Here is a 12448-nt window from a genome sequence, read left to right as displayed (position 1 = left end):
GCATTTTCTCCTAAAGGACGCACCTTTTATGTCGAATGGACAGTCGCCTCGCCCGCAATGGAAAGCCACCGCCCTGCACAGCGCCATTGCCGCACTCTGCGCCAATGGGCTGTACATCACTCAGGCTCAGGCGACCCCTTCTTGCGCCCAGATCATCAGCGCCGATCAAGGGCAATGCACCCCGAGCAGCTCAGCAGACACAGTGGTCAACCAGGGCGTGACCATCAGCACCGTCAACGAGGCCGCCGTACTCTACTTCGGCGACCTGGGCTTCTCTGAGGGCGGTCCTGTACAGGGCAGCCTGACCAACAACGGCAGCATCATTTCCAGCGGTCTGGGTGAGGACTATTGGTCGGCTATCACCGGAGTAGACGTTCAGGGCGAACTGCTGGGCAGCCTGACCAACACTGGCATCATCAGCGGCACCTCGGTATCCAACGACTCCAGAGACAGCTTTGCCTATGGCATTGTCGAGCGCGGCTCTCCAGGCATGCAGGGCATTGTGCGCAACAGCGGCGCTATCAGAGCAACTAGCACTTCGACAGCTGCTTACGCGGAAGCAGTCGGCCTCTATATCAATAACGGGGTTGCGGCCGATGCCCTGATTGATAACCAAGCCACCGGCACCATAAGCGCGACTGCGAGCGGACTCAATGGCGTTGCTGTAGGGGTCGCCGCACTGAGCTTCTATGGCACCCTGACTAACCAAGGCCAGATCAACGCCAGCCTGAATGCTCAGGATGGGATAGCAGCCGCGGTATACAGCAATTATTTTTCAGGCAACTTGAACAACCACGGCACCATCAACGCAGCCCTCGCCGATGGCAGCGAAGGCCTGGCGGTTGGCCTATACACCGGCTACATGTTTGGCGGTGGAGTAAACAACTTTGGCACCATCAGTGGCACTGCGGCTAACGGCGGCGAGGGTTATTCAATTCTGAACTATGGCTCTGAAGGTGCGAGCAGCATCAATAACATGGGGAGCGGCGTACTACGCGGCAAGCTCTCCCTCGGCGGCAGCGGCGTGACCGTCACCAACGCCGGCTTGATCGATTTGCCCATGGCAGCGGACGCGGGTTACGTAGCAGGCGACTTCACCCAGACCGCAACCGGTACCCTGCGCATCATGGCCGACGGCAGCGGCGAAGATCATTACAGCCAACTCTATGTCGGCGGCACGGCAAACATCGCCGGTAACGCCTTTGTCGATGTCCAGGAAGTCAACAGCCTGGCGATCGGCCAGACCCTCGACCGAGTGGTCAGCACCAGCTACCTGAACGGCAACTTCACACAGGTCGCCGACAACAGCGCACTGTTCAACTTCCAGAGCCTGTCGAGTCAAGGCGAAGACGGCCATATCGACTTCAAGATCGTCAAGGGCCTGACTGCAGTCGATGCGGTAACTGCCAGCAACAACCCGAGTGGCCTGGGCGCCGCCGGTGCCCTGGACAGTATCATCGATCGCGGCACCGCCAACCCCAACATGCAGACCGTCATCGATGCTCTGGGTCGTCTCGGCACCGAGCAGGAAGTCTCTGACGCCGTGTCCCAGACACTGCCGTTGTTCGCCGGCAGCAGCGCCATCGCTTCAAACTCGGCCCTTGCCGGCATCAATCGGGTGATCCAGTCGCGCATCGAGTCCAACCGCGGCATGTCTTCGGGCGACGAGTTCTACGGCGATCACAAGGTCTGGCTCAAGCCATTCGGCTCGCTGGCCGACCAGAATGATCGCAACGGCGCTTCTGGCTTCGAGGCCAACACCGCCGGCCTGGCGCTCGGCATCGACGGCACTGTGTCCGACGCCACCCGTATCGGTGTTGCCTTCGCCTATGCCAAGGCCGATATCGACGGCAATTCCAAGAAAGCGCCCAACAGCGCCGAGGTGGATGTCTATCAACTGCTCGGTTACGGCAGCCACAGCCTGGATCGGGACATGGAGCTGAGCTTCCAGGCCGGCATTGGCCAGAACAACACCGCCGGCAAGCGCGACATCCTGTTCCTCGGCGAAACCGCCAAGGCCGATTACAGCAGTCTGGTGGCCACCGCCGGGGTTGAACTGGCGCGGACCTACACACTGAGCGAAAGCACTTATTTCACTCCATCCGTGCGCACCGACTACACCTGGATCAAGGACGAGGGCTATACCGAGAAAGGTTCCAGTGCCAACCTCAAGGTCGACTCAAGTAGCACCGACCAGCTGATTTTCGGTGTGGATGGCAAACTCAGCCACGAGTTCATGCCGGGCATGACGGTCAATGCCAACCTGGGCGTGGGTTACGACGCGCTGAACAGTCAGTCCAGCATCACCGCCAGCTTCGCCGGCGAGCCCGGGGCGAGCTTCGTCACCCGAGGGCTGGAGCCGAGCCCATGGTTGCAGCGTGCGGGCCTGGGTTTGACCACCAACACCGATAACGGCATGGAAATCTCGCTGCGCTACGATGCCGAGCACCGTGAGAGCTTCCTGAACCAGACCGCTTCGGTGAAGCTGCGCTGGGATATCTAAACCACCTACGGCACTGCCCTGAATCCCCGCGCTGGCTTGCCAGTGCGGGGATTTTTTGCTTCTAGCCACATGAGAAAGCCCGACCTGCCTGAGCCAGGCTGCTTCCTAGCCCCGGCGCGAGTTGATTGAGTGTACTGAAGCGCTTGAGTCAAGCTGCAGGCCAGCTTAGGAACAACCACGAGCAGACGTCGGTGTAATCGCCAATGCCGTCTCCCTCTGGGTTTGACTATCACCCCTCTTCCCCCTATGGCGAGACGACCTTTCAAAAAGCAGCATCATTACCTCCGACGCCTCACCACGAACGATTAAGTACCACGCTCAGGGCGCTAGCCGCTGGAGCATGTCCGGCCACTGCTCGACCCAGCAACAGTGATGGTCGAATGTCGGCATCACCTGGATGGACAGCGGTGCGCCAGGTGCAAAGCGCTCGGCGTAGGCCCGCACGACAGATGCACCGATAATCCTGTCCCGGCCACCGACAAAATGGGTTTGCGGTACCGATTGCAGCTGCGCCCAGGCATCCGCCGGATTGAGCGAGCCCTGCAGCGGTGATAGATGATGAGCCGTGGTCCAGGAACGGTGGTCGAGGTTCCCGGCGACAGTGACCAAGCGTTCGACATCCCGGCGTTGCGCAGCCACCAGGCTCGCCACCGCAGCACCACCGGAATAGCCGACCAGCACCAGGCGCTGCGCACCGAAACGCTGCTTGAGTTGCTCGACCGCGTTGAGGCTGGCCGCTATCACTTCTGGGGCAAAACGTTGGCTGGTCCAGTATTTGCGTTGGCAGCCACGCTTATCTTGGCCTGAAACAAACTGACAGGGTCGAGCCAGATAGACCGCAGTACCGGAAGGGTCACGCAACGCCAACTTCAATGCCAACGGATTCAAGGGGGTGGGATCGAGGGAAGGAGTGGAGGCGTTAATCCAGGCCAACCCATCACCTTCGATATAAACGGTCAGCGTAGCAGTCTGCCGCAGCCCTGGCGGAGCGAAGGCCGTCAGCACAAAGACTCCGGTGTCGAGATGACTGCGCTGCCAACCCGCCTCGGTGGCCGTCATCGCCGAGGCCGCGCGCCGCGCCTGCAGATCACCACCGATACAGGCGCTCAGCAATATGGCAAAGATGAATACAGTGATGCACCGCCTAAGGCACCTGCAGCCGACAGCCGCTATTGAACGAATCATCCCAGGGCCGTATCGAGGAACATCATCACCGCAAAACCGCCCATCAAGCCCAGGGTCGCGGGGGTTTGATGGCCGTTGCGGTGGGTTTCCGGAATGATTTCGTGCGAGACCACAAACAGCATCGCCCCGGCCGCCAGCCCCAGACTCAGCGGATAGGCAATGGCGAAGCCACTGGAAATACCGACGCCAACCAGCGCACCGACAGGTTCCATCAGGCCAGTGGCGACGGCAATCAGGCCCGCACTCAGGGCTGACAGTCCGCTGGTGCGCAGCGCCAACGCCACAGCCAGACCTTCGGGAATGTCCTGGATGGCAATGGCGCTGGCCAAGGGGATGCCGACACCGAGATCGCCACCGGCAAAGCCGACGCCAATGGCCATGCCTTCCGGCAGGTTGTGCAAGGTAATGGCGAAGACGAACAACCAGACGCGATTGATCCGCTCGCAGTCAGGCCCACAGGGACCGGTGCTTGCGTGCTCATGTGGGGTAAAGCGATCCAGGCCAAGCATCAGCAACACACCCAATCCCAGCCCCACCACCACGGTGCCGGCTCCCAGCAGGCTGCTGCCGGTTATCGACTGGGCAGCGTCTATCCCTGGCAAAATCAGCGAGAAGGAACTGGCGGCGAGCATCATCCCGGCGGCGAAACCGAGCATGCTGTCCTGGGTGCGCGTGGAGATGCGACGTAGCCCGATAGCCAGCAACGCACCGAAGGCCGTGGCGGCGAAGCCTGCACTGCCGCCAAATAGGGCATAGCGAACCGATACTGGATTTTGCCCATCGAAGGCGTTGATTCCGCTGCTGAGCAACAGGCCGAGAATCGCCAGCAGCGCAACACCCAGCCCCAAGGTGACCCATGGGTAGGCCTGAGCCTGGGCAATCCAGGCCGCGCGAAAGGAGGCGTGCGGGTTGTAGGTGGTATCCATGCTGGCACTTCACAGTTAACGGTGAGCCCGACTATCCCCTCACCCAGCGCCGCGAACAAGACCGGCGCCTCTATCAGGTCGATAGGGCCTGGCAGTAATGCGCGAAGCGCTGACGCGCCAAACACTGCACAACCGGGTCAAATCGACGCGATACTACGTTTACTGTCATGCCCGACTCAACCTGAGCCCCCTCTCGCATGGAGCAATGCAATGGCCCAGTACAGCGCTGAAATCCTCTGGCAACGTGGCGATCAGAACTTTCTGGATAACCGCTACAGCCGCGGCCACCGCTGGAGCTTCGATGGCGGCGTGACAGTACCGGCCTCCTCTTCGCCCCATGTAGTGCCACTGCCTTGGTCCGATGAGCAGCCTGTCGATCCGGAGGAAGCCTTCGTCGCCTCGCTGTCCAGCTGCCATATGCTGTGGTTCCTCTCGGTGGCGGCCAAGCAGGGCTTTCAGGTGGATCGCTACCAGGATCAGGCGCTGGGCGTGATGGCCAAAAATGCCGAGGGCCGCGTGGCCATGACCGAAGTGCTGCTGCGTCCACGGGTAAGCTTCGGCGGCGCGCTGCAACCCAGCAGCGAACAGCTGCATGAGCTGCATCACCAGGCCCATGAGGCGTGCTTTATCGCCAACTCGGTGAAGACCGAGGTGCGTTGCGAGCCGGTGTTGGACTGAAGGTGCGCCCACCTCAGCACGCCCTTGGAAACGACCGCTGACATGAAGCTGATGAATAGCGGTTGATCTGCCCATATCTCGCGGTGGCGCAGCGCCCTATATCTATCAAGCCAGCCGCCACCGCCTCCCGCGTAAATAGCCGTCTGGGTTAAGATGCCGACCTCTCCGGTGCTGAGCTGTGCCCGCCGGATTTTTTTTTCGCCAACAGCGAACCCGCATGATCGAGCGTCAACGCCTCAAACAGATCCTCAGCCTCGGCCTGCCGATCATCGGCGGCATGCTCAGTCAGAGCCTGCTCAACCTGGTCGACGCCGCCATGGTCGGTCATCTTGGCGAAACCTCCCTGGCCGGCGTGGGCATCGGTAGCTACGCCAATTTCATGGCCATCGCCCTGGTCATGGGCCTCGGCGCCGGGGTCCAGGCGCTGGTCGCGCGCCGACGTGGCGAGGGCCGTGCGGATGAAATCGCCGCGCCGCTGAATGCCGGGCTATTGATCGCCCTCTGCCTGGCCCTGCCGCTGATGCTGCTGTGTTGGAGCTTCGCCCAGCCGATCATCGCGCTGCTCACCACTGACGCGGCGGTGCGGCAGATCGGCGGTGAGTATTTCGAGTGGCGGGTGCTGGCGGTATTCGCGGTGGGGGTGAACTTCGCCTTTCGCGGCTACTGGAACGGCAGCCATCGCTCCGGGGTGTATATGCGCACCTTGGTGATCATGCATGTGGCCAACGTGTTGATTAGCTACTCGCTGATCCATGGCCTGTTCGGCCTGCCACGCATGGGCGCGCCCGGCTCCGGTCTGGGCACCACCCTGGCGCTGTACCTCGGCTCAGCGATCTATGCCGTACAGACTTGGCGCAGCGCCAACCATCAAGGCTTCCTCAGCCGCTGGCCGAGCCGCGGGCGAAGTCAGCCGCATGCTGCGCCTGTCGCTGCCCAACTCCGTGCAGCAGTTCTTCTTCGCCACCGGGATCACCGCGCTGTTCTGGATCATCGGCCGGGTCGGCACCGCCGAGCTGGCGGTGGCCCACGTGCTGATCAACCTGGCGTTGTTCCTGATTCTGCCGGCCATCGGCCTGGGTATGGCCGCCACCACGCTGGTCAGCCAGAGCCTGGGCGCCGAGGACTTCGACAGCGCCCACCGCTGGGGCTGGGAGGTGGTCAAGGTCGCGGCCATCGGCCTGGCGCTGCTGGGCGCACCGTTCTGGCTGGTTCCCGAACTGATCCTGCGGCTGTTCGTCAGCGACCCGGCGCTGATCGAACTCGGTAGCTGGCCACTGCGCCTGACGGGCCTGGGCATGGTCATAGACGCCACCGCGCTGGTACTGACCCAGGCCCTGCTCGGGGCAGGCGCCAACCGCACGGTAATGGCCGTCAGCCTGGGCAACCAGTGGCTATTCTTCCTGCCCCTGGCCTACCTGCTCGGCCCGGTGCTGGGCTATGGTCTCCTGGCGATCTGGAGCCTGCAGATACTCCAGCGCGGTCTGGCCTCGGCTATCTTTGCCGTGATGTGGCAACGCCGCGACTGGACGCGAATTCAGCTGTAACCGGCTAACCGTAATCTACCAGCGGCGTCATCGCGCGTAGGCTGGTGTTAGCCGCGCAGCGGCGTAACCCAGCAATGGTGCTCATACATTCCACCTGACGGCCGCCGATCAATCACCGATCAGAGCGTAGCCTGGATGAAATCCAGGAGCTCAGTCGGATAGCTGAGAGTGAGCCCCGGATTGCATCCGGGCTACGGATGTCTGTTGTAGGCTGACGTTAGCCGCGTAGCGGCGTAACCCAGCAATGGTGCTCGAACATTTCTCCTGATCGGCCGCTGATCAATCACCGATCAGAGCGTAGCCTCGATGAAATCCAGGGAATCGTCGAACAGTTGGTAGCCGGCCCCGGATTGCATCCAGGCTATGGATAGCTGTTGTAGGCTGGCGTTAGTCGCGCAGCGGCGTAACCCAGCAGCGGTGCTCAAACATACCGCCTGGCGGCCGCCAATCAATCGCCGATCAGGATCAACTTGCCGGTCTGCGGGTCACGGTAGACCTGGCCGACGCTCTCCAGACCCTCGCCGCCCTGCCCTTGCAAGCTGTCCGGCAGGCGCGGCAACTCGCGGCCGCGCTCGACGCTCTGCGGCTGTTTTGGTGTCTGCAATTGCTGCAGCACATCGGTCTCCGCCGCCAGCGCCACCAGCAGGCCGCAGGCGAACACCAGCATCAGGTCGACCAGGTTGGCCAGCGAGCTGAGTGGATCGCTATCCACCTCGTCGAAACGGCTAGATCGCCAACGACTCATCGCCGACCTCCTGCTCGCGCTGCATGCTATCCAACAGCTCGTCGTACCAACGCCGACGCAGGCGCCCGAGGACGAAGCCGCCCATGCCGCCGAGCAGCCCCAGCACCGTGGCATCGAAGGCTACGCGCATGGCCACGCTGAGCACCTGGATGTCGCCGTCGCCCAGTGCCGCCAAGCCCGGCCCGAGCGGGATCAGGGTACCCATCAGGCCGAGAATCGGCCCCAGTCGGGCGATCAGATCGCAACGTTCCAGACGCTTGCGCGCCCGTCGTTCGACCTGCTCCTGTGGCAGGGTCCGCCAGCGACGCAGCCCGCCCAGGCACTCGCCACAGGCCACGCCGATGTCCCACACGGTCACGGCCACCAGCAGCAACAAAGCCAGGGTCACCGGCTGCAGCAGCCAGCCGACCAGTTGGTGGACCCAGGTGAAAATCTCGCTATCCAACATCATCAGGCTCCTTTCGCCAATTGCGCTCCGCGCCCGCGCCACATCCCCAAACCGAGCAACAGGGCCAGTGCGAGCAAGCCCAGCCACAGGTGTTCGGCCACTGCTTGTCCGCCCTGCGCGCTGTGTTCGTCCGCCTGCCCGGCATCCTGCTCAGCGGCTGCGGGCTGCTCGGTGGCCTGAATCTCGCTGACGCTGCTCGGCACGGCGGCGCGCTGTGGCGGCAGTTGCGCGGCCTGCATGCGTTGCGCCAGCCCCGCGCGCAACTCGGCCGGTAACTGGGGCAGCAACCACTGCAGCATCGGGTGGTCGGGGCGGGTGTGCCCGCTGCCTGGCAAGCCATGTTCGATCACCAGGCGGGCGAACTGTTCGCCGAGTTGCTGCACCGTGGCCGCGTCGGCCTGCCAGAAGTCTTTCTGGATCGCCACCAGCATCACCGCGAGCATGTTGCTCTTTACATGCACGTTGTGCCCCTGTTCGAGGAACTGATCCAGTTCCAGCTCATAGCGGTCGTCGATGTACACCGCCTTGACGTCTTCCCAGGCTTGCTCGGTGATGATTTCAGGATTGGTCACCTGCCAGCCCCAGAGGTATTCGAGGAACTCGCTGCCCATGGTGCGTGCGCCGGCATAGTCGTGCTGCATCAGCGCCTTGATCCACGCAGGGTTGAGAAAGCGCCCGCGCAACTCGGCCAGCAACGCCTGCTGCAAAGGCTCAAGGCGCACCTTGGTTGGGTCGTTGTGCCAGCTGACGAAGCTCTCCGGGGTCTTGCCGGACAGCTGCTCCACCGCCAGGCTTAGACCGCCCAGGTAGTCGAAGGCGTCGTTGTTATCCAGCAAGCCATAGAGATTGCTGGAGCGCCCCAGGTAGGTCCGCGTGACCTGTTTGAGGTTGGCGGCGAACACCGCCTGGGCCGCCTCGCCCTGATGCTGCAGGCCATAGGCATGGCCCATACGCCGCACGTAGGCGTCGGCCAGTTCGCCGCGCTGCTGCCAGCTGCCGGAGCGCTCGACCAGGCTATTGATCCCGGCACCGTAGGCCCCCGGCGCCACGCCGAACAACCGCAGCGAGGCCAGTTGCCCGGCCTCGCTGGCGCTCAGGCCAGCCTTCAGTTGCCGCGCGGCATCTTCCACCCAGTGCGCGGCGACCCGGTTGCGCGTCAGCGTTTCATCGCCCGCCGCGGCCTGATCCTGCAGCGGCGCCAGGGCCGCCGCCAGGGCCGGACGCAGGGCCGGGTAGTCACGTCGAATGCGTGCACTGGAGGCATTCAGGCTCAGCAACACCGCCCGTTCCAGCAACGCCAGTTGATCGGCATACAGGTCGCGAAACAGTCCCGAGGTGGTGAAGACCAGGTCGCGGCGTTGCTCGCCCTCGTTCAGTGCGCGCAACTGGATGCCTTCGACTATGCCGCGACTGTTCCACTGCGGTTCGACGCCGAGCAGGTCGAGGCCGAAGGCGATCATCGCGCCCTCGTCGCGCACCGTATCCGAGGCCCAGAGAATCACCGCCTCGCGGCCATCGGCGGGCATCTCACGGGCGCGCGCCTGCTCGGCCATCTGCCGGCCGATGCCATAGCCGATGCGACTGGGCAGCAGGCTGCTGTCCAGGGCATGGAAGTTGCGCCCGGTGGGCAGCGCCTCGGGGGTGCGAATCGGATCGTTACCCTTGCCCGGCGCGACGAAACCACCGTTGAGGGCATTGAGCAGCGCAGTCATCTCGGCGGCGGGCGAATCCACCAGTGCCTGACGAAACGCCGCCTTGTCGCTACCCATGGACTGCATCAGAGTGTCCACCGCCTCGCTCGTCCAGGGCTTGCCGAACACGTGCAGGCCCATGGGCATGAAGCGCTCCTGGATGTTGGTCAGGTAGTGGCCAACCTCGTGTACCAGCAGGTCGTCGTCGGCCTGCTCGAAGTCGATGCCACGCGCCTGCAGCGGCTCGGCCATGGACTCGCGCAGTTCCGCCTCCAGCCCGGAACTGCCGACCAGGCGCTTGATCTCGGCAATGGTGGCGCGCCGCGCCGGACCTTCGCCCTGACCGGCACCGGCCTCGAAACTCTCCACCAGCTGACGCAGCTTGAGCAGGTCGTCGTACAGCGGGGTGGCCACTAGCGGCGGGGTCAGGTGGTCGATCATCACCGCCATGCCGCGCCGCTTGGCCTGGATGCCCTCGCCCACACCGTCGACTATGTAGGGGTAGATACTCGGCAGGTCACCGACTATCTGCATCGAGTAATCCTCGTCGCTCAAGCCGGCACGTCGACGTGGCAGGAACTCGTAGGTGGAATGACGGCCGAGGTGGATCAGCGCATCGGCCTTGAAGTCGTCGCGCAGCCAGTGGTAGAGCGCCAAGTACTGATGCGGCGGTGGGAATACCAGGTTGGCGTGCAGCAGTTCCTGATCGATTTCCCAGCCGCGCGGCGGCTGCGGGCCGACGAACACCTTGCCGAACTGGATGCCCGGCAGCAATAACCGGTCGTTCTGCACCATCACATAACCCGGCGCCTCGCCCCAGCCGCGCAGGCCCTCGATGCCGGTGGCGGCCAGCGCCTGAATCAGTTGTTCGGCCTCGGCCCAGTCGGCTTGCGCCGGTGCCTCGAGCGCGGCGCGGTAGAGGCTTTCGAGCTGGGCCAGCAGGTCCAGCGCACGCTGTCGCGCCGGGTGCACCACGCCATCCAGTACATGGTGCAATTCACCGGAGCCATTCTTGAGAATACCGGCGGCGATCTGCAGCCGGCCGCCCTCAAGCGCGCGACGCAACTGCGCATGCCAGTAGCCCAGCGGGCCCTGCACCATCTCCGCCTGCAACGCCTGCGGCAGGGTCTTGAACCACTGGCGGTAGGCCTCGGCACTCAAGGTCTGCACCTTCTGCGCCATGGCCGCCAAGGCATCGCCCTGCTCCGGCAGGTTGACCCCGCGCGCCTGCAGCAGGTCGAGCAGCGCCGTCGGCGACTCGGGTAACTCGCCGGTGTCGTAGCCCTCGGCCTTGAGCCGCTGGAGTATCTCGAACAGCGACTGCGGCACATCCAGGTTGTCCGCGCCGATGTTGTGCCGGCCCGGCGGGTGGTTGTAATAGATGACGGCCAGGCGCTTGTCGGCATTGGCCTTGCGCTGCAAGGCGTGCCACTTGTCGATGCGCGCGGTGAACCTATCAAGCTGGCCCGCCAGAGGCGTACTCAGGCCGAAGCGAATCCCGGACAGGGGGTCGATCTGCTGATCCTGCCAGGCAGCCAGCACCGTCGCCTGACTGCTGCCCTGCAGCTCGGGCATGGCCAGCTGGTAATGCACCTTGTCGCGCGCCAGTCCATCGCTGGACAGCTGCCAGCCGGTTTCGTCGCGATCATCCAGGCGCAGCCCCTTGAGCACCGGCACATTCAGTTGTTCGAGGTGCGCGGTGACCTGCTCACGCCCCTCTCCGCCACCGATGACGAAATCCTGCAGCGCGACGATGGCCACCAGCGGTGGGTGCTGCGCCTCTTTCAACCAGCGCAGCGCCTCGACCGAACCCGGTCCCCAGTCGGCGAACAGGCTGACACAGGCCAAGCCACGGCTTTGCAGACGCTGGCACAGCTGATCGTTCAACTCGCGATCGCCGGCACGGTCGGCGCGGCCATGGTCGATCAACGCCACCAGGCCAGCGCCGGCCAGTTGCAGCGCCGCGGCGGGACGCACCGCGCCATTCTGGTAGAAGCGCAAGGCCGGACGCGGCTGCACCGATGGTACCTTGACCGAAGCGTCCTGACGCGCCGCCAACCAGCCGAGCAGGCCGCTGATATTGTCGATACCGCCGGCCTGCCAGTAACTGCGCGCGGCGATCCACGGCGCCTGCTGCGGGTAATTCGCCTGCTGTTGGGCGTCCCAGGCGGCCAGCTCACCTTCTGGTTTGGCGCGGCCCAGCTGCTCGGCCTGCTCGCGTGAGCTGAACAACCGACGACCCTGGCTGCGACTGAGCTGCACCAGGCCATGCTCGCTGTGCATCAGCAGCAGTTCCGCCGGAGTGGCTTGAGCCAGCAGCGGCGTCAGGCGTTCGGCCTCGGCGCCGAACAGGCCGACGCCGAGCAGCAGCTGACTTTCATCCAGCCACTGGCGCAGCTCAGGATCGCCGAGGTTGCCGAGTTGCTGCGGAGTGCGCGCACTGACCCGCCACTCGGGATTCAGTTGCTTGAACTGCGCCACGGCGCTGGCGAACTCGGCCGCGCTGTATTGCGAGACTATGGCGTTGATCTGCTTGGCGGCGTTGATCTGCGCGGCGCCCGCCCAGGGAGCGGTGCACCCCAGCAACAGGGCCAGACCGAGACGGCGAATAAGAGGTGTCATGCCCACTCCAATGGATAAAAAACCAGTGGGCATGCAATACGGACGGAGCCCTGACGCCGCAGCATCAGGGCTGGGGGTATCAGGACAGCAAAGCTTCCGACCGGGA

General features: G+C 63.8%; 9 protein-coding genes and 1 pseudogene. 4 read left to right on the top strand and 6 right to left on the bottom strand.

What is annotated here, in order from left to right; translation table 11 throughout:
• Window positions 1–28 precede the first annotated feature (28 nt).
• Window positions 29–2503 (top strand): autotransporter outer membrane beta-barrel domain-containing protein, encoded by a 2475-nt coding sequence (locus tag FBY03_RS11300; RefSeq protein WP_147172432.1) that lies wholly within the window; start codon window positions 29–31, stop codon window positions 2501–2503.
• A 318-nt stretch (window positions 2504–2821) separates the two neighbouring features.
• Here FBY03_RS11300 and FBY03_RS11295 read toward each other — a convergent pair whose 3' ends face one another.
• Together FBY03_RS11295 and FBY03_RS11290 are read right to left on the bottom strand one after the other, a co-directional pair.
• A complete protein-coding gene (locus FBY03_RS11295) occupies window positions 2822–3616 on the bottom strand; it encodes an alpha/beta fold hydrolase (RefSeq protein WP_218570772.1) in 795 nt (264 codons plus the stop codon).
• A gap of 68 nt (window positions 3617–3684) precedes the next feature.
• Window positions 3685–4614: a ZIP family metal transporter gene (locus FBY03_RS11290; protein ID WP_147172430.1), complete on the bottom strand. Its 930-nt coding sequence runs from the start codon at window positions 4612–4614 to the stop codon at window positions 3685–3687.
• 210 nt (window positions 4615–4824) lie between these two features.
• Here FBY03_RS11290 and FBY03_RS11285 point away from each other — a divergent pair, with 210 nt between their 5' ends.
• Entirely contained in the window at window positions 4825–5292 is a 468-nt protein-coding gene (locus tag FBY03_RS11285) for an OsmC family protein (protein ID WP_147172429.1), read from the top strand.
• Between the two features lie 148 nt (window positions 5293–5440).
• Here FBY03_RS11285 and FBY03_RS23255 read toward each other — a convergent pair whose 3' ends face one another.
• Entirely contained in the window at window positions 5441–5620 is a 180-nt protein-coding gene (locus FBY03_RS23255; protein WP_256677919.1) for a hypothetical protein, read from the bottom strand.
• On the opposite strand from FBY03_RS23255, the pseudogene FBY03_RS23250 reads away from it, so the two are divergent.
• Together FBY03_RS23250 and FBY03_RS23245 are read left to right on the top strand one after the other, a co-directional pair.
• Window positions 5570–5974: pseudogene (locus tag FBY03_RS23250) on the top strand (MATE family efflux transporter); the annotation flags it as partial. The gene FBY03_RS23255 and the pseudogene FBY03_RS23250 overlap by 51 nt on opposite strands.
• Before the next feature lie 232 nt (window positions 5975–6206).
• Complete coding sequence (locus FBY03_RS23245; protein WP_256677916.1) at window positions 6207–6836, top strand: MATE family efflux transporter; 630 nt, start codon at window positions 6207–6209, stop codon at window positions 6834–6836.
• A 448-nt stretch (window positions 6837–7284) separates the two neighbouring features.
• Here the strand turns inward: FBY03_RS23245 and FBY03_RS11275 are convergent, their stop codons facing one another.
• From FBY03_RS11275 to FBY03_RS11265, 3 genes are read right to left on the bottom strand one after another with little or no spacing between them, the layout of a single operon-like run.
• On the bottom strand, window positions 7285–7581 hold the full coding sequence (locus FBY03_RS11275) for a DUF2149 domain-containing protein (protein ID WP_147172428.1): 297 nt from the start codon (window positions 7579–7581) through the stop codon (window positions 7285–7287).
• Entirely contained in the window at window positions 7562–8032 is a 471-nt protein-coding gene (locus FBY03_RS11270; protein WP_256677915.1) for a MotA/TolQ/ExbB proton channel family protein, read from the bottom strand. Before FBY03_RS11270 ends, FBY03_RS11275 begins: the two co-directional genes overlap by 20 nt.
• On the bottom strand, window positions 8032–12342 hold the full coding sequence (locus FBY03_RS11265) for a cobaltochelatase subunit CobN (RefSeq protein WP_178090638.1): 4311 nt from the start codon (window positions 12340–12342) through the stop codon (window positions 8032–8034). The genes FBY03_RS11270 and FBY03_RS11265 overlap by 1 nt, the downstream gene beginning before the upstream one ends.
• Window positions 12343–12448: the final 106 nt, after the last annotated feature.

Source organism: Pseudomonas sp. SJZ079 (assembly GCF_007993865.1).
In the GTDB taxonomy this organism is placed as follows: Bacteria; Pseudomonadota; Gammaproteobacteria; order Pseudomonadales; family Pseudomonadaceae; genus Aquipseudomonas.
Note: the sequence above shows the minus strand (reverse complement) of the source record. Positions and strands in the feature narration are given on the sequence as shown.